Source organism: Marinibacterium sp. SX1, from assembly GCF_050389775.1.
GTDB lineage: Bacteria > Pseudomonadota > Alphaproteobacteria > Rhodobacterales > Rhodobacteraceae > Marinibacterium.
Window position 1 is genome coordinate 853,749 of sequence record NZ_CP177144.1, and the last position, 21,252, is coordinate 875,000.

The window sequence follows — 21,252 nt, forward strand, 5'->3', positions numbered from 1 at the left end:
GGCGGTCCCGGGGGCGGTCCAGTGGCAAAACCCGTGGCAGGCCCGGGGGATGGCCTGCCGCAAAGGTGACTTGCCTGCTCTGCCCGTCAGGAGGCACCATCGGGGCGGAAAACGCGCAGGAGCGGGGCAGGAGGCCGGATGGCTGACCTTTTCTACGATGGGCTGACGCCGGTTGCGGCCTTCGACGCGCTGCTGCGCGACGCGGCCTATCGGCCGTTGCCCGATGATTGGTGGGTCGGGGTGGCCGATATTGCCGACAGCACCCGGGCGATTGCCGAAGGGGCCTATAAAACGGTCAACATGGTGGGCGCGGCGGTGATCTCGGCCCAGCGGAACGCCCGGCCGGGGCGGGCCTTTCCCTTTGTCTTCGGAGGCGACGGGGCGTCCTTTGCCGTGCCCGACGGTGACGCCGACAGCGCACGGGCGGCGTTGCAGGCCGTGCAGGGCTGGGCGCAGGAGGCCTTTGGGCTGCATCTGCGCGTGGCGCTGGTGCCGGTGGCGCGGATCCGGGCGGCGGGCAAGGAGCTGGGCGTGGCGCGTTACCAGGTGGCCGAGGCCGTGGATTACGCGATGTTCTCGGGCGGAGGCATGGCCTGGGCCGAGGCCGAGCTGAAGGCCGGGCGGATCGGCATGGATGTGGTGCCCGGGGCGACCGGCACGGCCCGGCCCGACCTGACGGGCCTGTCCTGCCGGTGGTCGCACATGAAGGCGCGCCACGGCCATATCGTGTCGCTGCTGGTGTTGCCCGTCGAGGGGGGCGATGCACGGGCCTTCCGGGCGCTCTGCCGCGAGGTGCTGACCCTGACCGGCGCGCTGGACCGGGGCGGCCACCCGGTGCCCGAGACCGGCGGGCGGGTGCGCTTTCCGTCGCCGGGGCTCAAGCTGGAGCTGGCGGCTTCGGGGCGGGGGCGGCTGGCCGTGCTGAAGGAGAGCTTTGCGGCCTGGGCGGTGCTGCGCACGGGGCTGGGGCCGCGGGGGTTCGACGTGGCGCGCTACGTGCGCGACACCAGCCGCAACGCCGATTTCCGCAAGTTCGACGACGGGTTGAAGATGACGCTGGATTGCGACCGGGCGACGGTCGAGGCGCTGACCGGGTTGCTGGACCGGGGTGCGGCCGAGGGTGTGCTGCGCTATGGGCTGGAGTTGCAGGACGAGGCGATGATGACCTGCATCGTGCCGTCGGCCTTCGATGACGACCACATGCATTTCGTCGACGGGGCGGCCGGGGGCTATACCCGGGCGGCGGCGCGGCTGAAAGGGCGGGGTTGAGGTACTTGGGCCAAGAAGAAGACAGGGGCGCGGCGCGGGGGCCCGACCCGCGGCACCGGCCTTTGTTCATCGGCAACGAGATCTATCGGCGGTCGACCTATGGTGGTTGGCATCCGCTGAAGGTGCCCAGGGTATCGACGGTGATGGACCTGTCGCGGGCGATGGGCTGGCTGCCGGGCGCGGCCTACCTGACCTCGCCACGGGCCAAGCCGCACCTGCTGGAGGCCTGGCACCATCGCGATTACATCGCCGCCCTGCAACGGGCCGAGGCGCGGCAGGCGGTGAGCCGGGAGGAGACGGCGCGCTTTGGGATCGGGACGGTGTCGAACCCGGTCTACCCGGAGGTCTTTCGGCGGCCAGCGACGGCGGCGGGCGGGTCGATCCTGGCCGGCGAGCTGCTGGCACGCGGGGGCGTCGTCTATCATCCGGCCGGGGGTACGCATCACGGCATGCCCGGGCGGGCCAACGGGTTCTGCTTTCTCAACGATCCGGTCCTGGCGATGCTGTCGCTGCGCCATCACGGGGTGCGGCGGATCGCTTATGTGGACATCGATGCCCATCATTGCGACGGGGTCGAGGTGGGCTTTGCCGGCGATCCCGATTGCCTGATGGTGTCGGTCCACGAAGAGGGGCTGTGGCCGCGCACCGGGGCGCTGGAAGACCGGGCCGGGGGATCGGGGCTGAACCTGCCGGTGCCGAGGGGGCTGAACGACGACGAGATGGCGGCGATCCGCGACGGGCTGATCCTGCCGGCGGTGGCCGGGTTCCGGCCCGAGGCGGTGGTGGTGCAATGCGGGGCGGATGCGGTCGAGGAGGACCCGCTGTCGCACCTGGGCCTGTCGAACAATGCCCACCGGGGAGTGGTGCGCGGGCTGATGGGCCTGGCCCCGCGGCTGCTGGTGCTGGGCGGGGGCGGGTACAATCCGTGGTCGGTGGGGCGGCTGTGGACCGGGGTCTGGGCCGAGCTCAACGGGATCGCGCTGCCCGACCGGGTGACGGGCGCGGCCGAGGCGGTGCTGCGGGCGCTGACGTTCGAGGGCAACCGGAGGGGGAAGAACCCGCCGGAGCATTGGTTCACTACGCTGGCCGATGCGCCGAGGGGCGGGCCGGTCAGGGCGGAGATCCGGGAGAGGATCGCGGTGCTGCAGGACGGGATACGGGCCTGGGCCTGATTGAGAGGCGGGCGTTTGACATCATGCGGTTGCTGGCGGGGCGGTTCCGGGTCTGGCGTCGCGCGGGTTGAGGCGGCGGCGGGCCGAGGCCCGCCCTACGGGGCCGGGGCGCCTGGGTGCGGTGTTTTTTGCCCGGGGGGCGGTATGGCCCTGGGGCCGAGGGGGCGGATTGACAGGGGGGAGGTCGATGCCCTTGCATGGGGTCGGACGGCGACATGGCGATCATGTGGCTGCAATTGACGACAATTGAGGGGATGACGATGGACAAGACCGATGCCGGCGCGGCCTATATCCTTGCGGCGCTGTTGCCCCGCCTCGAAGAGATCCGGCCCGGCCTGCTGGACGATCTGGTGTCCGGCCTGGCGGCGGACAGGGAGGCCATCACGGACGATGGCAAGATGACCCCCGAGCTGGACGCTGTGTTCCTGTCGGCCGAGCGCATCCTGGGCCGGCCCTTGCAGTGAGGCCGTCAGGGGGCGGGCAGGGCTTGGCCGGATCGATGCGCGGCCCCGAGCGATGGCATGATCGGCCCCTGGTTGAACCGACCGGTGCCCGGTTGTCGGCCGGACGGGTCGCCAATAGGGTGAGTGGGACAGGGTCCATCATGTAGGTGTCGCGCAGATGTCGTGTTTCAAAGCTGCGGTGGTCGCCGCATTCCTGACCTCGGCCGCTTCCGCCCTGCAAGGGCAGGAGGCCGGGCCGATCCTGTTCACCAACGTCAATGTCTTCGACGGTGTGAACGAAACGCTGATCGAAAATGCCAACGTCGTCGTGACCGGCAATCTGGTCACCGAGATATCGACCGATGACCTTGTCGTTGCCGGCGGCCGGGTGATCGACGGTGGCGGGCGCACGATGATCCCCGGCCTGATCGACGTCCATTGGCACACGTCCTATTGCTGCGCCGCGCAGAGTACGGTGGTCACCGGCGACATCCTGGAAGTCGCGATCCGGGGCGCGCTGGGCTCCGAGGCCACGTTGATGCGCGGGTTCACCACCGTGCGCGACGTCGGTGGCAACCCGTTTGCCACCAAGAAGATGATCGACGCCGGCGAGATCCCCGGCCCGCGCATCCTGCCGTCGGGGCCGCCAATCGGCCAGACCGGCGGCCATTTCGACTATCGCCCCTACCAGGCGGTGCCGACCAACCCGGGGGATTCGCAATGGTACTGGTATGGCGTCGGGCTGATGGCCATGGCCGACGGCGTGGCCGAGGTGACAAAGCGCACCCGCGAGGTCATGCGGATGGGCGCGTCGCAGATCAAGATCTCGGGCGGGGGCGGGGTGTCTTCGGTCTATGACCCGCTCGACGTGCGGCAATACACGTTCGACGAGCTCAAGGCCTTTGTCGAGGTCGCCGATACCTACAACACCTATGTCGCCTCGCACCTGTTCACCGACGAGGCCGTGCAGCTGGCCATCGAGGCCGGGGTGAAATCGGTCGAGCACGGGTTTCTCGTCAGCCGCGAGACCATGGAAATGATGCGCGACTACGATGTCTGGCTGTCGATCCAGCCGCTGCTGGACGACGAGGACGGGTTCACCTTTGACGATCCGTTCAGCCAGGCCAAGTGGATCGCGGTGACCAATGGCACGGACAGGGCCTATCGGACGGCCAGGGAGGTCGGCGTCAAGGTTGCCTTTGGCACCGACATCCTGTTCGACCCGGCCCTGGCGGCGCGGCAGGGCGCGTTCCTGGCCAAGTTGCAGCGCTGGTACACGCCCTACGAGGTGATGCGCATGGCAACCTCGACCAATGCCGAGTTGCTTGAGCTGTCCGGGCCCCGCCATCCCTACCAGGATGGCCCGCTGGGTGTGCTGGAGCCGGGAGCCTATGCCGACCTGATCCTTGTCGATGGCAACCCGCTGGAGGACATTGACCTGGTGGCCGACCCGGAGGCCAATTTCGACCTGATCATGAAGGACGGCAAGATCTACAAGAACGCGGTCGACTAGGCCGCGCAACAGGCGGTCGGGCCCCGCCGCGCGTTTGGACGACAGGTGAACAAGGCCCCGGACCCCGGGGCCTTGTGTCGTTTGCGGCAGGCGCGATCACTCGTCCCAGGTCACGCCGGTCAGGTCGACGGCCGCGGTCGGGGCGTTGGCCCACAGGCCGTTGATCCCGGCCTTGGCCACGGTCAGGGCGGCGAGCTGGAAGAGATAGCCGTTGACGTAATCCTCGGCGATGATCGTCTGGGCCTGGCCCAGCATCTCGGCCCGGGCATCGGGGTCGGTGGTGGCATCCAGCTCGGCCATCAGGGCCTGGAGCTCGGGGTTGTCATACTGGAAGTAATAATCAGGCCGGGCATAGATGCCGATGTCCATGGGCTCGGTATGGGACACGATGGTCAGGCCGAAATCCTTGCCCTTGAAGACCTGTTCCAGCCATTGCGCCCATTCGAGGTTGGAAATCTCGGTCTCGATCCCCACGGCGCGCAGCTGGGCGGCGACGATCTCGCCCCCGCGCCGCGCATAGGAGGGCGGCGGCAGTTTCAGCGTGGTGGTGAAGCCGTCGGGCAGGCCGGCCTCGGCCAGCAGGGCCTTGGCTGTCTCGGGGTCATAGCTGGACAGGCCGGTCAGGTCGACATAGGCCGGGTTGTGCGGGGCGAAATGGGTGCCGATCGGCGTGCCATAGCCGTACATCGCGCCGTCGATGATGGCCTGGCGGTCGATGGCATGGGCAATGGCCTGGCGCACCAGCGGGTTGTCGAGCGGGGGCAGGGCGTTGTTGGTCGACAGGATGGTCTCGCCCTCGGTCGAGCCGACAAGCACCTGGAACCGGGGATCGGCCTCGAACTGGGGCAGGTTTTCCGGGGCGGGGAAGCCGGTGAAGACATCGACATCCTCGGCCATCATCGCGGCAAAGGCGGCGGTGGGATCGGAGATGAACTTGAAGGTCGCCGTGGCCATGGCCGGCTGGTCGCCCCAGTAATCGGGGTTGCGGGCCAGGTCGATGCGGTCGCCCTGGACCCAGTCGGCAAAGGTATAGGGCCCGGTGCCGACGGGATTTGTCGTGATGGTCTCGATGGTTTCGGGGGCGACGATGACGGCATCTCCCCAGGCCAGGTTGAACAGCAGCGAGCCGTTGGGTTCGGACAGGGTGACCACGGCGGTCAGGGGATCGGGGGTCTCGACGCTGGCGATACCGGCAAAGAGCGCCTTCTGGGCGTTCTGGCTGTCATCGGCGCGGGCCCGGTCGAGCGAGAACTTGACGTCGGCGCTGTCCATGGTGGTGCCGTCGTGAAAGGTGACGCCGTCGCGCAGGTGGAAGGTATAGGTCAGGCCGTCGTCCGAGATGTCCCAGCTTTCGGCCAGGCCGGGCACGACCGAACCGTCGCCCATGAAGCGGGTGAGGCCTTCGAAGATGTTGGTATAGACCACCTGGTCGATGGCCTGGGCGGCGGCCGAGGTGGGATCGAGATGCGGCGGTTCAAGCTGCATGGCGATGGTGATGGCATCGCGGGCCTGGGCGGCGCCCATCCCGGCGACAAGCGCCAGGGCGCTGGCAAGGCCAAGGCGCAGGGTCGGGCGGCGCGCGGGGCGGGATGCGGGGCGCAGGGTGAAACGGGTCATCGTGGAGGCTCCCTGTTGGTGGCCAGCCTGTGCGCGGCGGCCTTCCGGGGGGGAGTTTTGGCAAGAAGTGTCGGTGAGACAAGTGTTTTGTCCCGGTTTGGCGTGGTTTGGCCCGGTCGCAGGCGGCGCGCGCCGGGCGGGGCCCAGGGGCTGGGCGAGGGACATGCGCGGGTGTGGGCCATGGGCGGAAGGCAGGGGACCTGCGGGGGCGTGGCGGGGCCGGCGGGCGGGATACGCGCCGGGGATGTGGCGAGGACGGGAGCGGGGAACACCAGGGCCGCACGGGGCCGGGATCGCGCAAGTGCGGCGTGGACCGTGGCGGGGACCCTGCGGGCGCGTGGCGGAGCCGGGTTGCACGGGGCCGGGATCGCATGAGTGCGGCGTGGACCATGGCAAGGAACCTGCGAGCGCGTGGCGGAGCCGGGGTGCGAGGGGGCTGTGACGAGGGCTTAGGCGGGGACCGCATGGGGCGTAGGGATGTCGGGCAGGGGGCGCGGGCGCGGCAGGGGGCACGCGGGCCGTGGTGGAGGTTCGCGGGGATCTGCGAAGGGGGCGGGGGTCGGTTCACGCGATTGTGGCGTGAAGGCGGATGATCGGCGGGGCCGGGCGGGCTATTCTCGGGGCGACGATTGTCCGTGACACCCCGCTGCGGCCGCGTCGCCGCGCCCTTGCTGGCGCGTCTCGGCGCAGGGGCACCAAGGGAGATGACCCGATGACCACCCCTTTCCACGACCGACGTTCCTTTCTGATCGCTGCCGGGATGGCCGGCGCGGGGGCGCTGATGCGGCCGGTGCCGGCCCGGGCCGCCGGGCTGGCGCCGACGCAGACCATGCGCGGGGGCAGCAACAATTACCGGCCCGATGCGCCGATGGTCGACCGGCTGGGCCGGGGCTTTTTCGTGCGGGGCAAGGTGCTGCGGGCCGGTGACGGCGCGGCGCTGCAGAACGTGCGCATCCAGATCTGGGCCGCGACGACCCTGGGCGGCGAGCGCGAGCCGCGCAACCATGGCTCGGTCCTGACCGGGCCGGGCGGGCGGTTCGAACTGGAGATGGAGCAGATCGTGCCCAATTTCGGCCAGCCCCATGCCCACCTGGCCTATGATGACGGCCAGTTCCGCACGGTGTTCCTGCGCCCGGTCATGCCCTCGGCCAGCGACACCTCGGTCAGTGCCGATTTCGTCCTGGCCCCGGCGTGAGGTCTCGGCGCGGTCGACCCTGAACATCTGGCCGCCTGAACACCTCGGTCGCATCCCGTGAGCATCCGAACGCCTCGATGAGCCCAACGCCCCGATGAGCCCAACGCCCCGATGAGCCCAACGCCCCGATGAGCCCAACGCCCCGATGAGCCCTGTGACACAACAGCGGCCCGGCGCGATCCGGGCGGCGCTGGCCTGGGCGCTGGTGGCGGGCCTGATGGTCGGGCCGGTCGTCGTGGCCGCGTTCAGCCCCTACCTGGCCTGGCGCAGCGCGGCCTATGTCATCGGCGGCTTTGCCGGCATCCTCTGCCTGTCGCTGATGCTGATCCAGCCGCTCCTGGCCGCCGGCTACATGCCCGGCCTGGCGCCGGCCCTGGCCCGGCGCTGGCACCGGCGGATCGGCACCGGGCTGGTGGCCCTGGTGGCCGTCCATGTCGGCGGGCTGTTCCTGACCAGCCCGATGGACACGCTGGACGTGCTGCTGCTGCGCGCGCCGACGCCCTTTGCCGTGCACGGGTTCCTGGCCATGTGGGGCATCGTCCTGACCGCCCTGCTGGTCGCCCTGCGCCGGCGCCTGGCCCGCCGGACGATCCTGTCCGACACGGCCTGGCGCTGGTTGCACAACCTGCTGGCCCTGGGCGTCGTGGCCACCACCTGCATCCACGCCGCCCGGATCGACGGCGCCATGGGCCCGGTGTCGAAAGCCGTTCTGCTGGTGGCCGTGGCGCTGGCCGGCGGGCTGGCCGCGCTTGACCTGCGCCTGCTGCGCCCGGCCCGGCATCGGCGAAAACCCCCGGATTCCGGCCATCTGGGTCCTTGAAGCCCGGGCTGTTAGCGCCTTACACAGGGCAGGCGAACGCAGGACAAGTGGAGTTGGGCGGGCATGCAGGACATCTTTGTCATCGGAGGCGGGATCAACGGTTGCGGCATTGCCCGCGACGCCGCCGGGCGCGGCCTGTCGGTCACCCTGGCCGAAAAGGGCGATTTGGCCCAGGCCACGTCCTCGGCCTCGACCAAGCTGTTCCACGGCGGTCTGCGCTATCTCGAATACTTCGAGATCCGCCTGGTGCGCGAGGCCCTGCAGGAACGGGAAACCCTGCTGCGGGCCATGCCGCATATCTCGTGGCCGATGCGCTTTGTCCTGCCCCTGTCGTCCGACATGCGCTTCGACACCGAAACCCCGGCGGCCCGGCTGCTGAACACGTTCATGCCCTGGATGAAGGGCAAGCGGCCGTCCTGGATGATCCGCGCCGGGCTGATGCTTTATGATACCCTGGGCGGGCGCCAGATCCTGCCGGGCACCAAACGGCTGGACCTGACCCGCGATGCGGCCGGCCAGCCGCTGCAGGACCGCTTTGCCACGGCGTTTGAATATTCCGATTGCTGGGTGCAGGACGCCCGGCTTGTCGTGCTGAACGCCCGCGATGCCGAGGCCCGCGGCGCCCGGATCATGACCCGCACCGAAGTCGTGTCGACCGTGCGCGAGGCCGATCACTGGCGGGTGACCTGCCGCGATTCGGCCGGCACCGAGACCGAGCACAGGGCCCGGCTGCTGGTCAATGCCGCCGGGCCCTGGGCGGCCGACGTGCTGGGCCGCGTGGCCCATGTGAACAGCCGCGAAAAGGTGCGGCTGGTGCGGGGCAGCCATGTCGTGACGAAACGCCTGTTCGACCACGACCGGGCCTATTTCTTCCAGGGATCCGACGGGCGGATCATCTTCGCCATTCCCTATGAACAGGATTTCACCCTGATCGGCACGACCGACCAGGACCATGGCGATGCCGACACGCCGCCCGAATGCACCGATGCCGAGGCCGATTACCTGCTGGCCTTTGCCTCGGGCTATTTCCGCCGGCCGCTGACGCGGGCGGATATCGTCTGGCGCTATTCCGGGGTGCGGCCGCTTTACGACGACGGGGCCAGCTCGGCCACGGCGGCGACGCGCGATTACGTGCTGACGCTGGATCGGACCGGGGCGCCCCTGCTGTCGGTCTTCGGAGGCAAGATCACGACCTATCGGCGGCTGGCCGAATCGGCGCTGGAGAAAATCGGCGGGGTGATCGACGTGGCCCGGGGCCCCTGGACGGCCGGCGTGGCCCTGCCCGGCGGGGACATCGAGGTGGCCGGGGTCGACCCGGCGGTGGCCGCCCTGCAGGAGCGCTATCCGTTCCTGGCGCCGGGCGAGGCGCTTCGGCTGTTCCGCACCTATGGCACCGAAACGGCCGAGGTGCTGGGCGCGGCGACGGATCGGGCCGGGCTGGGCCGCGATTTCGGAGGCGGGCTCAGCGAGGCCGAGGTGCGCTGGCTGATGACGCGGGAATATGCCCGCACGGCGGCCGACGTGCTCTGGCGGCGCACCAAGCTGGGGCTGCGGCTGAGCGAGGACGAGGCCCGGGCGCTGGAGGTCTTCATGGCCGGGGCGGTGCCGGGCGTCGGGCGTGACGAGGAGGAGACAGCACAATGAGCCATATCGTGGCGATCGACCAGGGCACGACATCGTCGCGGGCCATCGTCTTCGACGGCGAGATGCGCGCGGTGGCAACGGCCCAGCGGGAATTCCCCCAGCATTACCCGGCCTCGGGCCAGGTCGAGCACGAGGTGTCCGACATCTGGGACAGCGTGGCCGCAACGCTGCGCGAGGCGGTCGAGCGGGCCGGGCTGGAGGCCGGCGACATTGCCGGGATCGGCATCACCAACCAGCGTGAAACCACCCTGGTCTGGGATCGCGAGACGGGCGAAACCCTGGGCCGGGCGATCGTCTGGCAGGACCGCCGCACCGCGCCGACCTGCGCCCGCCTGCGCGACGCCGGCCACGAGGCGCTGGTGACCGACACGACGGGGCTGCTGCTCGATCCCTATTTCTCGGCGACCAAGCTGGCCTGGATCCTCGATGCCCATCCCGGCAGCCGCGAGCGGGCCGCCCGGGGCGAGCTGCTCTTCGGCACGGTCGACAGCTACCTGATCTGGCGCCTGACCGGCGGCCGGCGCCATGTGACCGATGCGACCAATGCCGCGCGCACGGCGCTCTACGACATCAACAGCGGCGACTGGAGCAGCGAGCTTTGCGCGCTCTTCGACGTGCCGATGCGCATGCTGCCCGAGGTGCTGGATTGCGCGGCCGATTTCGGCACGACCGACATCCTGGGCGGGGCGGTGCCGATCCTGGGCGTGGCCGGCGACCAGCAGGCGGCCACCCTGGGCCAGGCCTGTTTCGAACCGGGCATGCTGAAATCCACCTATGGCACCGGGTGTTTCGCCCTGATGAACACCGGGGCCACACGGGTCGCCTCGACCCACCGGCTGCTCTCGACGATTGCCTACCGGCTGGACGGCCAGGTGACCTATGCGCTCGAAGGCTCGATCTTCGTGGCCGGGGCGGTGGTGCAATGGCTGCGCGACGCGCTGCAGATCATCGAGGCCGCCGGCGACAGCGGGCCGCTGGCCGAAGCGGCCGACGCGGCCCAGGGCGTGACGCTGGTGCCGGCCTTCACCGGGCTCGGCGCGCCCTATTGGGCGCCCGATAGCCGGGGCGCGGTCTTTGGCCTGACGCGCGGTTCGGGCCGGGCCGAATTTGCCCGGGCGGCGCTGGAAAGCGTGGCCTTCCAGACGCGCGATCTCTGGGAAGCCATGCGGGCCGACGGGGCGGGCAGCGGCGATACCGTCCTGCGCGTCGATGGTGGCATGGTGGCCTCCGACTGGACGATGCAGCGCCTGTCCGACGTGCTGGGCGCGCCGGTCGACCGGCCGGTCATGGCCGAGACCACGGCGCTCGGCGCGGCCTGGCTGGCCGGCATGCGGGCCGGGATCTATCCCGATGCCCGGGGCTTTGCCGACCGCTGGGCGCTGGACCGCCGGTTCGAACCGCAGGCCGACGAGGCCACGCGCCAGGCCGATTACACCCGCTGGAAACGCGCCGTCGACGCCGCCCTCTCTTTCTGAGCGGCGCCGGCCCCGGCTCACCTGGCCCCGTTCCCGGCCCCGATTCTGGCCGTGCCCCACCACGCACCCGGCCCGGACCTTGTCCACCGACCCGGCTCACCCGGCCCCGGCAATGCCACTCTGCGCGCCTCAACCATGTCCCCGCGCATCTCCGGCCCCGATGCCGGGTGCCGCCCTGCTGCTTCTTTCTCTTCCCAAGTATCCGGCCGCTCGCCCTCCGCCCGTGCCGTCCCCAGGCAAAGGCCACACCCCTGCTTCTTTCTCTTTGAAAATATCCGGCCGTCCGCCTGCCCCCGGGCCATGTCCCCGGTCAGGCGCGCCATACAACCTCGCGTCCCGTCACACCGCCGGTGTCACACGGCTGGTGTCACACCGCCTCGGCAACGCCGACACGCAGCCTCGCTCACGCAACCCCGTCACACCGCTGCCATCACGCCGCGCCCAGGATCCCGTCCCGGTGCTGTTCCAGGTAGATCCGCAGCCAGGGCGTGAACCGCTCCGGCGCCGCGCCGATCTCGTCCAGCAGCGCCGGCAGGCCGACCCAGCGCGTGGCCATCACCTCGCCCGGATCGGGCGCCAGGACCGGCGGGTCGCGCACATCGGCCAGGAACACGTCGACCACCTCGTGCTCGATCATCCCCCCGCCGACCTCGGCCCGGTATTCCAGCTGCTGGCGAAAGACCGGCGCCACCCCGGTCAGCCCCAGCTCTTCGCCCAGGCGCCGCACCGCGCAGGCCCGGGCGGGTTCGTCCCAATGGGGATGGGTGCAGCAGGTGTTCGCCCAGAGCCCGGGCGTGTGGTACTTGCCCAGGGCCCGCTGCTGCAGCAGGATCTCGTCTCCGCGCCGCACAAAGACCGACACGGCCTTGTGGCGCAGCCCCGCGACATGGGCATGCAGCTTGTCCACCGGGGTCAGCCGGCCGTCGATCCAGGCGGGTATCATCGTCATCCGCGGGCAGATAGGCCGCCGGCCCGCCCTGCGCAAGCCCCCTGCCGGCGCTTCCCCCACTGCCGAAAGATGCGGCGTTTCGGCGCTGCCCGGGGCAGGGATGACCCATGGGCGCCGCCGCCCGACCGGCCTATGCTGAAGCCTCTGGACCGAGCCTAAGGTGCCGTTGACTCTGGTCCGGTGCCCCATACAACTTCGTCGAGAAGAAACAGGAGTGAGGAAACCATGCATCGCATCGTTGCAACCGTGATCGCCGGCCTGCTGGCCGCACCGGTCCTGGCAGCTGGACACGAAACCGGCGACGCTGGGAAGGGCGAGAAGGAGTTCCGCAAGTGCAAGTCCTGCCACGAGATCGTTGCCGACAACGGTGACGTCATCGTCAAGGGCGGCAAGACCGGACCCAACCTTTACGGCGTGATCGGCCGGCAAGTGGCTGGTGGAGACTACAATTACGGCGACAGCATCGTGGCCGTCGGCGAGACCGGAACGGTCTGGGAGTTCGACAATTTCACGGCCTACCTGCTCGACCCCAGCGCCTGGCTCGAAGAGCAGCTGGACGACAGCGGGGCCAAGTCCAAGATGGCCTTCAAGTTGCGCAAGGGCGGCGATGACATCTATGCCTACCTGGTGAGCGTCTCGGGCGAATGATCCGCCCGCAGACGGATTGATGCCGAAAGGCCGGGCCCCGTGCCCGGCCTTTCGCTTTTGCGGCGGTCTGTCGGGGGCGGGTGATCTCGGGGTATCCCCGCCACCGGGCGACCACCCGTCAACAGGCCGGGCGTCGGCCCCGCCAATCGACCTTGCAGATGCCCCGCCCTTGGCCGGGCGTGCCTCAAACCCGATTGGCCTCTTTCCCCTTCGCCGGGGCACGTCTCCCCGTGCTCCGCCGGCATGTTGTCTCGGGCCGATAGTCGTGGTGTCCCGCTGCGCCGGCAAGTTGTCCCGGTGCCGTTGATCTCGTTGTTCCGGAGGGGCCGGCCTTTTTACCCCGATCCGCTGGCCATTGGCCCCGGTGCCGGCCGCCTTGTCGGTCCAGTACAAACCGCCCTGTTCCCCCGGCGGACCGGGGGCACCACGCGTCAGCCGTTCAGCTCGGCCCAGCAGGGCAGCAGGTCGCCCGGGGCCGGCCTTGCCAGGTAGACCGCCCGGGCGATCGCCCGCGACAGGCACAGCGCGGCGGCATGGCAGATCGTGTCCAGCGCCCGGCTCTCGGGCGTCACGGGCCGCGCGCCGGTCGACAGGGCAAAGACCAGGTCGCCGTCGCCGGGCGCATGGGCCGGCAGGGTGGCCCTCCCGATGCCGTCATGGGCGGCAATGGCCAGCCGCTGGCATTCGGCCTTGGTCAGCGCGGCATCGGTGCCGACGATGGCAATTGTCGTGTTGGCCCGCTCGCCCGGCGCCTGGCCGGCCTGTTGCAGGAAGGCCCGGGTCTTGAGGCTGTCGAGCCGGCGGCCCAGCCCGGAGGCCGGGTCCGGCCCCAGCCCGCCGAACTCGCCGTCGATCTCGAAGGGCGCGGCCCAGAAATGCCGGTCGCCGGGCGTGGTCACCGCGCCCATCGGGTTGGACACGACCAGCGCGCCCACGGTCACCCCGTCGTCGAGCACCAGCGAGGCCGAGCCCAGCCCGCCCTTCATCCGCGCGGTCAGCGCGCCGGTGCCACCACCGACCGAGCCCATGGCAAAATCCGGCCGGGCATCGCGGCAGGCCGCATGGCCGAGCGCGGCATAGGGGTTGGCGGCCCAGGCCTTGTCGCCGCCGTTGAGCAGGTCGAAGACAATGGCCCCGGGCACCAGCGGGATGACCGCCGGGCCGATGCGATAGCCCCGCCCCTCGGCCCGCAGGGCCTCCATCACGCCGCCGCAGGCGTCGAGGCCGAAGGCCGAGCCGCCCGACAGGACCAGCGCATCGACGCGCGCCACCGACTTGTCGGGGGCAAGCAGGTCGGTTTCGCGGGTGCCCGGCCCGCCGCCCATGACATGGACCGAGGCCGTGAAGGGCGCATCGGCGGTCAGCACCGTGGTGCCGGATTTCAGCGCCGCATCGGCGGCATGGCCGACCCGCAGGCCGGCGATATCGGTGATCTGGTTGCGCGGTCCGGGTGTCATCTGGTCGTCCGTCTGGCGCGCGCCTGCGGCGCGCGGGTGGTCAGGGCGCCCCTTCGGGGCGGGGGTGAGGGAAGCGCCCCTTCGGGGCGAGGAGAGGGGGGCGCCCCTGCGGGGCGGGTTGTTACTGGTGGGCCTTCGGGGGAGGTTAACTCTGGCGCTCCTGTGGCAAGCTTATCTCAAGCGCTCCTTCGGGCAACATTACCTTTAGCGCCCCTCCGGGGAAGTTTGTTTCTAGCGCCCCTTCGGGGCGACACACCAAAAACACCCGCGCAGCGCCGACGGCAGAAAAGGCGGGTTCAGGTGTCAGATGCAGCGGCCTCCGTCGATTTCCATGGCCACGCCGGTGACCATCGAGGCCTCGTCCGAACAGAGATAGCAGGCGGCGTTGGCAATGTCCTCGGGGGTCGAGAACCGGCCGATGGGAATGGTGGACAGGAACTTGGCCCGCATCTCGGGCGTATCCTCGCCCAGGAAGGATTTCAGCAAGGGCGTCTCGCCGGCCACGGGATTGACGGCATTGACGCGGATCCCCTCTGGGGCCAGCTCGACGGCCATTGTACGCGTGGCGGTGATCATCCAGCCCTTGGACGCATTGTACCAGTTCAGCCGCGGCCGGGGCGAGACGCCGGCCGTCGAGGCCACGTTCAGGATGGCCCCCGAGTGGCGCGATTTCATGTGGGGCACCAGCGCCCGGGCGGTCAGGTAGACCGATTTGCAATTGACGGCAAAGACCCGGTCAAAGGCGTCTTCGTCGACCTCTTCCATCGGCGTCGGCAGGTGGGTCATGCCGGCGTTGTTGACCAGGATGTCGACATGGCCCAGCCCGTCGATCGCCGTCCGGGCCATGGCCTCGACGCTGGCTGCATCGCTGACATCCACTTCCTGGGCTAGCGCGCCCAGCTCGGCGGCCACGGTCTCGGCGGCCTCGGTGTTGATGTCGGCGATCATGACCCGGGCGCCCTCGGCGATGAACTTGGCGGCAATGCCGGCGCCGAAGCCGGAGCCGCCCCCGGTGATGATCGCGGTCTTGTCCTTCAGGCGCATGATGTCCCCTCCTCCTGGTCCTGGCCCGCACCTTGGGCCGGTCGGGCGGACAGTGCAAGACGGGGGAAGAGCCCTTGCGAACCGGGGGAACGGGGTTGGGTGCGTGGCCGGCTCAAGACCAGGCAGAGGGCCGGGCGGGCGGCCGTTACAGGACGCGGGAACGAGGCCGGGTGGGCAAGCCGTTCAAACCGGGAAAACGGATTAGGGCGGCCGGTTCCAGGCAATGGAACGGGGGCAATCAAGCGACCGGCGCAGGATGCGGGAACAGGGCGGGTCAGGCGACCAGCACAGGCGCGGGCGATGGCGCGGCGATCAATCGTCGCTGACGCGCCCGCGCAGGGCCTTGACCGCGCCGCGTTGTTTCTTGGCATCGACCCGCCGGCGCTGTGAACCGCGCGTCGGTTTGGTCGGGATGCGGCGCTTGGGGGCGACAAGCGCCTTGCGAACCAGTTCGGCCAGGCGCTCGCGGGCGATCTCGCGGTTGCGGGCCTGGCTGCGGGTTTCGTCGCAGAACAGCACGATGGCGCCTTCCAGGGTCCAGCGCCGGCCGGCCAGCCGCTTGAGCCGGGCCTTGACCGGCGGGGTCAGCGCGGGCGAGCGTTCGGCCTCGAAGCGCAGTTCGACGGCCGTCGAGACCTTGTTGACGTTCTGGCCACCCGGCCCGCTGGCCCGAACGAATTGTTCGGTCAGCTCCCAGTCTTCCAGCGCGATCTTGTCGGTTATCCGCAACATGGGGTCATCCATACGCCAAGTGGGGCAGGGGAAAAAGGCCACCGCGCGCGTGGTCAGGGCGTGGGGGTGCAAGGCCATACGGCATAGCGATGAGGCCACGAGGTCATGACGCGCCCGGGCTGGGCCTCACGCGCCCGTGTTCATGCGGCGGTTTGGCGGGGCCCATGTCCCTGTGGTGATGCGGCGACGGGGGTAGGGGCATCATTGTGCTGCGGTGATGCGGCGACGGGGTGATGTCCGTGCCCTACGGTCGTACGGCGATGGGCCCGTGCCCATGTGATCATTCGACGGAGAATCGCCGGCCAGCGGCGCGGTTTTCGCCACTTTGCCGGGCGGTCCGGCGCCCGGTGCGGGGGCGAAACGGAAAAGGGCCGCCCGGTCATGCCCGGACGGCCCTTTCGAAAGTTTTCGGAGGTGGGTCGGTCAGACCTTGATCCGGTCATCCGGACGGTCAACCGCCAAGGGCTGCCTCAGTTGGCTGCCTCCGGACCTGTCCCGACACCTCGCTCCAATACCTTTCTTGACACTGGACCACCTCCTTTCACGCTGTTGCTGTTAGACCCAGCGTGGCACGGACCCGGCGATCCACCAAGAAAAATCTTCAGACAAATGCCGATTTCGCCGTCAGCCGCCGCACGATCAGGCGGAACGGCACCAGGGCGATCAGGGCCAGCGACAGCTTGACGGCCCAGTCGGCCACGGCCAGCGAGACCCACAGCGGGGCCACCGGGCCGGTGCCCAGCAGGGGCAGGGCTTCGTTGGCCCAGGCCACGTCATTGGCCGGTTCGACGAAGGCCAGCGCGGCAGAAAAGGCCACCGAGAAGAAGATCGCCGTGTCGAGCGTGGCGCCGATGAGGGTCGAGGCCAGCGGGGCCTGCCACCAGGCCCGGCCGCGCAGCGAGGTAAAGACCGCCACGTCGACCATCTGCGCGCAGAGGAAGGCCGCGCCCGAGGCGATGGCGATGCGCAGGGTGACCAGCGGGCCGAACTCGCCCATGATCTGGGTGCCGACGAAGGAACAGGCGACGCCGACGGCAAAGCCGGCCAGCACGACCCTGCGGGCCTGGGCCGGACCATAGAGCCGATTGGTCAGGTCGGTGACCAGGAAGGCCAGCGGATAGGTAAAGGCGCCCCAGGTCAGCCATTGGCCAAAGAGGAATTGTACGAGGATGTTCGAGGCCACCACGATGGCGGCCATGGCCAGGATGCCCGGCCAGAGAGTGCGTGTCATGTCAGATGCCCGTTTTTACAAGGTTGCGGCGACTTGGTCCGCCGCTTCGCCGGCGGATGGGGGGCCTTAATCGCCCTGCGCGCCGGATGCAAGGGCCGCGTTGCCGGCCAGCCGGGGCTGGCGGCCGGGCGTTGCGGCCTCGTGTGTCGCGGCTGCCGTTGCCTGCGTCGCCCCGGTTGCCGTGCCTTGTCTGGCGCCCTGCGCCGCGCTGTCTGCTCTCTGGCGCGCGGCCCCGTGTGCCGCCGCGCCGGGCGGCTCGGGCAGCAGGTATTCGACCAGCTCGGTGCGCTGGAACCAGTTCAGGTTGTCGTCCGAGATCATCGTGGCGATCAGCCGGCCGTCCCCGTCGCGCCAGACCGACACGCCTTCGAGGTTGTCATGGGTGCCGGGGCCGGTCTGCAGCAGGACCTGCGGCGTGACGGGCGCGGTGGAGGCCCCATCGGGCAGTGGCAGGCGGATCAGGCGCGAGCGAAAGCCGATGCCCGAGAACCGGCGCAGCAGCAGGTAGAGCTGGCCGTCGTGGATATCGGCACCGACCGGGACAAAGCCGCCCTGGTCGGGCAGGTGCAGGACCACCGACCACGCCTGCCCGTCCCAGCGATAGACCGGGATGCGGCCATCGGCGCTGCGCATCTGTTCGGACAGGGTATAGAGCCGGCCGCGGTCATCGGCGGCCAGGGCTTCGAGCCCGCCGTTCTCGGGCATCAGGCCGAAATCGCCGATCCTGGGCAGGGGGTGGGCCGGGGCATCGGGCCGGGCGTGGCAATCGACCCGGGTTTCGCCTTCGTAGGACAGGCACAGCGTGCCGTCGGGCAGCCGGGCCAGGCCCTCGGCATCGGTAAAGCCCCGGGGCCAGGGGCGGCCATCGGGGTCCTTGATCCGCGCGCTGGTCCAGCCTTCGGCGGCCACGGCCTGTCCGTCGCGGCGCACCAGCCGGGCCCGGGCCCAGCGGCCCCGGTCGCCCAGCAGCAGCAGGTCGGTGCCGGTGTCGCGCAGGTCGATGCCCGAGAACCCGCCGAACCAGCGCCCCGGGTGGGTCAGGGTCAGCGCGCCGATCAGCTCGGCCCGGGGCAGGCCGTCATCGGCCGTCTGGGCGGCCGTGCGCGCGACGGCCAGCGCAAGGATGGCCGGGCAGAGGAACACGGCCAGGACAAGGCCGGCCAGGCGCAGGGGTTTCACGGGGCGGTCGCAGCCTTGCGGGCCGGGCGTCGGGTCATTGCGGGTTCAGCACGATTGCGCAGGCCTGGGGCAGGTCGGCCAGGACGTATTCGCGGCGCGGCGTCGGCCGGGGCGCATTGGGATCGCGGGGCTTGGGCGGCGGCGGGTTGAGGATGTTGTTGACCCAGGTCTGGGCCTCGGCACAGCCGTCGCCGGCCGGCGGGGCGGCCTGTTCGACACAGCCGTCGGCTCCGCGCGGGCAGTTCAGCCGGACGTGGAAATGGTAATTGTGGGCCGGCCAGGACCGGATCTTGCGCAGCCAGTTGCGGTTGCCCTTTTCCTGGGCACACATCTGGACCTTGATGCCCGGCGAGACAAAGATCCGGGCGGTGCGCCGGTCCTTGGCGGCCTTGCGGATGATCTCGAAATGGGCCTGCGACCAGTTGTCGTTGACATAGGCCTCGTTGCGCGTGGTCACCAGGATCGACGACAGGTTCTCGCGCATGTTGCGCGACAGCTGGACATTGTCGGCCGGGCGCATCCAGATATCGACATCCAGCCCGACCTGGTGGCTGCGGTGGCCCGAGGTCATCGGCCCGCCGCGGGGCTGGCTGATGTCGCCGATGTAAAGCCCGTTCCAGCCCGGCTGGCGGGCGGCAAAGGCCGAAAGATCCTGGATGAAATCGATGGTTTCGGCATGGCCCCAGTTGCGGTTGCGCGACAGGCGCATGGCCTGCCAGGTCGGGCCGGTCTCGGGCAATTGCTGGCCGCCGGCCAGGCAGCCCTTGGAATAGCCGCCAAAGGGCTCGGACACATGCGGCGACCCGGTGCGCTCGGCGCCGAAGAGCTGCTTGGCCAGGGGCTGGGCCGTGGCGGCGGCCGGCAGGGCCACGGCCAGGGACAGCGACAGGGCGGCCAGGGTGGCGCGGAACGGGGAGATCGTCAGGACACTAGGCATGCTCGGGCTCGTTGCAGAAGGAATCGCCGTCGGGTTTGACCCATATGAGCAGGATCAGCCCGATCAGGAAAAGGGCAATGAGCGGGCTGACGCCGATCTGCTGGCTGCCGGTGGCCCAGGTGACGATGCCGATCGACAGCGGGGCGATGAAACTGGTCGACTTGCCGGCCAGGGCATAGAGGCCGAAGGATTCGGTCATCCGGTCGGGCCGGGCCTGGCGCACCATCATCGACCGGCTGGTCGATTGCAGCACGCCCCCGGCCGCGCCGATCAGGGCGCCGAAGACATACATCACGACATCGGGCAGGGCCGATGTCTCGGCCACGGCCAGGCCGAAGACGCGGGTCCGGTCGACGAAGACGATGCCGATGGCCACGGCCGTCAGGACGAGGATGCACAGGGTGATGACGGGCTTGGGGCCGAAACGGTCGTCGGCCCGGCCCCCGGCCCAGGCAAAGACCGCGCCGAAGATGATCGAGGCAATGCCGAAGATGCCCACGTCGACGACGCTCCAGCCCAGCACGCCCGAGGCATAGATGCCGCCAAAGGCATACATGCCGTTCAGCCCGTCGCGGTAGAACATCGACGAGCCGAGGAAGGAAAAGAGCGACGGCGCGCGGGGCAGGTTGCGCAGGGTGGTGCCGACATCGCGCAGGGCGGCGCCAAGCGCGCCGCGGGGGGCCTTGCGCGGGGCCGGATCGCGGACCCAGAGGAAGAAGGGCACCATGAAGACGATGTACCACAGGGCAGTCAGCGGGCCGACGAAACGGGTGCCCTCGCGCTGGTCGGGATCGAGCCCCAGCCCGGGCGCCAGGCCGACAAAGGTGCGCCCGGTCTCGGCGCTTTCGGCGAAGAAGACCAGCATGACGACCAGGGCCAGCAGGCCGCCGACATAGCCGAAGGCCCAGCCATTGCCCGAGATGCGCCCGATTTCCGTGCGCGCGCCCAGGTCGGGCAGCATGGAATTGGTGAAAATCGTGGCAAATTCCATGCCGATCATGCCCAGGGCGAACAGGCCCAGGGTGACGGGCAGGTTATAGCTGTCGGGAGCGGCAAACCACAGCCCGGCGGCGCCCAGGACGTAAAGTATGGAAAATCCCCATATCCAGCGCAGGCGGTTTCCGGATAGATCTGCCATGGCGCCCAGCACCGGGGCCAGCAGGGCGATGATCAGCCCGGCGGCCCCCACGCCAAAGCCCCATGCCGATTGCGCGGCCGAGCCGTCGCCCAGCAACTCCCTGATGTAGGGGGCGAATACGAACGTGACGAGCAAGGTGTTATAGGGCTGGCTTGCCCAGTCGAAGAAGTACCAGCCCCAGGTTCTCCGGCGCTTGGTTGGGGTATCGGTCATTGCCTGTTCCAGGTTGTCGCCCCGGTTATGGCAACGAAGCCAAACTTTCCGCAAGACAAGTTTCCGACCAACCTGTCCAAGACGCGTGCCGGGCCCGTGGCTCTTGCCCTCGGTCGCGCGCGCAATTAGGTGGAAAGGGCCCTGCACGGGATGCGGGACTGGCGAGGAAGGAGAACGGGGCGATGATGGCGATCTACGGGCCGCTGCAGCTGATCCTGAGCGTTGTGTATTTCATCATGATCGTGCACATCATCATGAGTTGGCTGATCAATTTCCAGGTGCTCAACACCCGGCAGCCACTGGTCTACCAGATCTGGTCCGGCCTGAACCAGCTGGTCGAACCGATCTACCGGCCGATCCGCAACATCCTGCCCAACACCGGCACGCTGGACCTGGCGCCGCTGGTCGCGCTGATCATCGTGATCTCGCTGCGGCAATACGTGCTGCCGACGATCTTCGGGTTTTATTGATCCGCATTTTATCTTTCCGGTTAACGGGCCGTGGTTCGGCCCGGGACCTGGCCGGTGACCAGACGGCCGTAGAAAGAACGCGGCCCAAGAAAATTCGGCGAATTTT

At 69.5% G+C, this 21,252-nt stretch carries 19 protein-coding genes; 10 read left to right on the top strand and 9 right to left on the bottom strand.

All coding sequences use genetic code 11. From position 1 onward, the window contains the following. Nucleotides 1-138 precede the first annotated feature (138 nt). From ACK3BB_RS03950 to ACK3BB_RS03965, 4 genes are all read left to right on the top strand, one after another. Nucleotides 139-1,269, top strand: coding sequence for a DUF3095 domain-containing protein (locus ACK3BB_RS03950; RefSeq protein WP_428927432.1), 1,131 nt, complete (start codon nt 139-141; stop codon nt 1,267-1,269). Nucleotides 1,270-1,274: 5 nt separating this feature from the next. Beyond that, on the top strand, nt 1,275-2,441 hold the full coding sequence (locus ACK3BB_RS03955; RefSeq protein WP_428927433.1) for an acetoin utilization protein AcuC: 1,167 nt from the start codon (nt 1,275-1,277) through the stop codon (nt 2,439-2,441). Between the two features lie 215 nt (nt 2,442-2,656). Further along, nucleotides 2,657-2,905, top strand: coding sequence for a hypothetical protein (locus tag ACK3BB_RS03960; protein ID WP_428927434.1), 249 nt, complete (start codon nt 2,657-2,659; stop codon nt 2,903-2,905). Between the two features lie 157 nt (nt 2,906-3,062). Further along, nucleotides 3,063-4,397 (top strand): amidohydrolase family protein, encoded by a 1,335-nt coding sequence (locus tag ACK3BB_RS03965; protein ID WP_428927435.1) that lies wholly within the window; start codon nt 3,063-3,065, stop codon nt 4,395-4,397. A gap of 96 nt (nt 4,398-4,493) precedes the next feature. Here the strand turns inward: ACK3BB_RS03965 and ACK3BB_RS03970 are convergent, their stop codons facing one another. Beyond that, entirely contained in the window at nt 4,494-5,921 is a 1,428-nt protein-coding gene (locus ACK3BB_RS03970) for an ABC transporter substrate-binding protein (protein WP_428928815.1), read from the bottom strand. An 805-nt stretch (nt 5,922-6,726) separates the two neighbouring features. Here ACK3BB_RS03970 and ACK3BB_RS03975 point away from each other — a divergent pair. The 4 genes from ACK3BB_RS03975 (at nt 6,727) to glpK (ending at nt 11,148) form a co-directional block, all read left to right on the top strand. Then, nucleotides 6,727-7,209, top strand: coding sequence for a twin-arginine translocation pathway signal (locus tag ACK3BB_RS03975; protein ID WP_428927436.1), 483 nt, complete (start codon nt 6,727-6,729; stop codon nt 7,207-7,209). Between the two features lie 145 nt (nt 7,210-7,354). After that, nucleotides 7,355-8,029 (top strand): hypothetical protein, encoded by a 675-nt coding sequence (locus ACK3BB_RS03980; protein ID WP_428927437.1) that lies wholly within the window; start codon nt 7,355-7,357, stop codon nt 8,027-8,029. 63 nt (nt 8,030-8,092) lie between these two features. Then, complete coding sequence (glpD, locus tag ACK3BB_RS03985; RefSeq protein WP_428927438.1) at nt 8,093-9,673, top strand: glycerol-3-phosphate dehydrogenase; 1,581 nt, start codon at nt 8,093-8,095, stop codon at nt 9,671-9,673. Beyond that, nucleotides 9,670-11,148 carry a glycerol kinase GlpK gene (gene glpK, locus ACK3BB_RS03990; protein WP_428927439.1) on the top strand — a complete coding sequence of 493 codons (1,479 nt, stop codon included), beginning with the start codon at nt 9,670-9,672 and terminating at the stop codon, nt 11,146-11,148. The genes glpD and glpK overlap by 4 nt, the downstream gene beginning before the upstream one ends. Nucleotides 11,149-11,578: 430 nt before the next feature. On the opposite strand, the gene ACK3BB_RS03995 is transcribed toward glpK, so the two are convergent. Beyond that, nucleotides 11,579-12,097 (bottom strand): isopentenyl-diphosphate Delta-isomerase, encoded by a 519-nt coding sequence (locus tag ACK3BB_RS03995; protein ID WP_428927440.1) that lies wholly within the window; start codon nt 12,095-12,097, stop codon nt 11,579-11,581. Nucleotides 12,098-12,322: 225 nt separating this feature from the next. On the opposite strand from ACK3BB_RS03995, the gene ACK3BB_RS04000 reads away from it, so the two are divergent. After that, a complete protein-coding gene (locus ACK3BB_RS04000; RefSeq protein WP_428927441.1) occupies nt 12,323-12,745 on the top strand; it encodes a c-type cytochrome in 423 nt (140 codons plus the stop codon). Nucleotides 12,746-13,176: 431 nt separating this feature from the next. Here the strand turns inward: ACK3BB_RS04000 and ACK3BB_RS04005 are convergent, their stop codons facing one another. The 7 genes from ACK3BB_RS04005 to ACK3BB_RS04035 form a co-directional block, all read right to left on the bottom strand. Continuing rightward, nucleotides 13,177-14,202 carry a P1 family peptidase gene (locus ACK3BB_RS04005; RefSeq protein WP_428927442.1) on the bottom strand — a complete coding sequence of 342 codons (1,026 nt, stop codon included), beginning with the start codon at nt 14,200-14,202 and terminating at the stop codon, nt 13,177-13,179. A 303-nt stretch (nt 14,203-14,505) separates the two neighbouring features. Continuing rightward, nucleotides 14,506-15,246 carry an SDR family oxidoreductase gene (locus ACK3BB_RS04010; RefSeq protein WP_428927443.1) on the bottom strand — a complete coding sequence of 247 codons (741 nt, stop codon included), beginning with the start codon at nt 15,244-15,246 and terminating at the stop codon, nt 14,506-14,508. Between the two features lie 312 nt (nt 15,247-15,558). After that, on the bottom strand, nt 15,559-15,978 hold the full coding sequence (gene arfB, locus ACK3BB_RS04015) for an alternative ribosome rescue aminoacyl-tRNA hydrolase ArfB (protein ID WP_428927444.1): 420 nt from the start codon (nt 15,976-15,978) through the stop codon (nt 15,559-15,561). A 601-nt stretch (nt 15,979-16,579) separates the two neighbouring features. Then, a complete protein-coding gene (locus ACK3BB_RS04020; protein ID WP_428927445.1) occupies nt 16,580-17,209 on the bottom strand; it encodes a queuosine precursor transporter in 630 nt (209 codons plus the stop codon). 66 nt (nt 17,210-17,275) lie between these two features. Continuing rightward, entirely contained in the window at nt 17,276-18,388 is a 1,113-nt protein-coding gene (locus ACK3BB_RS04025) for an esterase-like activity of phytase family protein (protein ID WP_428927446.1), read from the bottom strand. Nucleotides 18,389-18,422: 34 nt separating this feature from the next. Beyond that, the gene (mepA, locus tag ACK3BB_RS04030) at nt 18,423-19,325 is read right to left on the bottom strand and encodes a penicillin-insensitive murein endopeptidase (RefSeq protein ID WP_428927447.1); all 903 of its coding nucleotides are present in this window, start codon (nt 19,323-19,325) and stop codon (nt 18,423-18,425) included. After that, the gene (locus ACK3BB_RS04035) at nt 19,318-20,676 is read right to left on the bottom strand and encodes an MFS transporter (protein WP_428927448.1); all 1,359 of its coding nucleotides are present in this window, start codon (nt 20,674-20,676) and stop codon (nt 19,318-19,320) included. The genes mepA and ACK3BB_RS04035 overlap by 8 nt, the downstream gene beginning before the upstream one ends. A gap of 182 nt (nt 20,677-20,858) precedes the next feature. Here ACK3BB_RS04035 and ACK3BB_RS04040 point away from each other — a divergent pair, with 182 nt between their 5' ends. Beyond that, a complete protein-coding gene (locus ACK3BB_RS04040; RefSeq protein ID WP_428927449.1) occupies nt 20,859-21,146 on the top strand; it encodes a YggT family protein in 288 nt (95 codons plus the stop codon). Nucleotides 21,147-21,252 lie beyond the last annotated feature (106 nt).

What these genes read in the sequence shown, in the direction of transcription:
- ACK3BB_RS03995 (WP_428927440.1), bottom strand. Translation starts at nt 12,097, where the DNA reads ATGACGATGATACCCGCCTGGATCGACGGCCGGCTGACCCCGGTGGAC.
- ACK3BB_RS04020 (WP_428927445.1), bottom strand. Translation starts at nt 17,209, where the DNA reads ATGACACGCACTCTCTGGCCGGGCATCCTGGCCATGGCCGCCATCGTG.
- ACK3BB_RS03980 (WP_428927437.1), top strand. Translation starts at nt 7,355, where the DNA reads ATGAGCCCTGTGACACAACAGCGGCCCGGCGCGATCCGGGCGGCGCTG.
- ACK3BB_RS04000 (WP_428927441.1), top strand. Translation starts at nt 12,323, where the DNA reads ATGCATCGCATCGTTGCAACCGTGATCGCCGGCCTGCTGGCCGCACCG.
- glpK (WP_428927439.1), top strand. Translation starts at nt 9,670, where the DNA reads ATGAGCCATATCGTGGCGATCGACCAGGGCACGACATCGTCGCGGGCC.
- ACK3BB_RS04010 (WP_428927443.1), bottom strand. Translation starts at nt 15,246, where the DNA reads ATGCGCCTGAAGGACAAGACCGCGATCATCACCGGGGGCGGCTCCGGC.
- arfB (WP_428927444.1), bottom strand. Translation starts at nt 15,978, where the DNA reads ATGTTGCGGATAACCGACAAGATCGCGCTGGAAGACTGGGAGCTGACC.
- mepA (WP_428927447.1), bottom strand. Translation starts at nt 19,325, where the DNA reads ATGCCTAGTGTCCTGACGATCTCCCCGTTCCGCGCCACCCTGGCCGCC.
- ACK3BB_RS03960 (WP_428927434.1), top strand. Translation starts at nt 2,657, where the DNA reads ATGGCGATCATGTGGCTGCAATTGACGACAATTGAGGGGATGACGATG.
- ACK3BB_RS03950 (WP_428927432.1), top strand. Translation starts at nt 139, where the DNA reads ATGGCTGACCTTTTCTACGATGGGCTGACGCCGGTTGCGGCCTTCGAC.
- ACK3BB_RS04040 (WP_428927449.1), top strand. Translation starts at nt 20,859, where the DNA reads ATGATGGCGATCTACGGGCCGCTGCAGCTGATCCTGAGCGTTGTGTAT.
- ACK3BB_RS03970 (WP_428928815.1), bottom strand. Translation starts at nt 5,921, where the DNA reads ATGGGCGCCGCCCAGGCCCGCGATGCCATCACCATCGCCATGCAGCTT.
- ACK3BB_RS03975 (WP_428927436.1), top strand. Translation starts at nt 6,727, where the DNA reads ATGACCACCCCTTTCCACGACCGACGTTCCTTTCTGATCGCTGCCGGG.
- ACK3BB_RS04035 (WP_428927448.1), bottom strand. Translation starts at nt 20,676, where the DNA reads ATGACCGATACCCCAACCAAGCGCCGGAGAACCTGGGGCTGGTACTTC.
- ACK3BB_RS04005 (WP_428927442.1), bottom strand. Translation starts at nt 14,202, where the DNA reads ATGACACCCGGACCGCGCAACCAGATCACCGATATCGCCGGCCTGCGG.
- ACK3BB_RS03965 (WP_428927435.1), top strand. Translation starts at nt 3,063, where the DNA reads ATGTCGTGTTTCAAAGCTGCGGTGGTCGCCGCATTCCTGACCTCGGCC.
- glpD (WP_428927438.1), top strand. Translation starts at nt 8,093, where the DNA reads ATGCAGGACATCTTTGTCATCGGAGGCGGGATCAACGGTTGCGGCATT.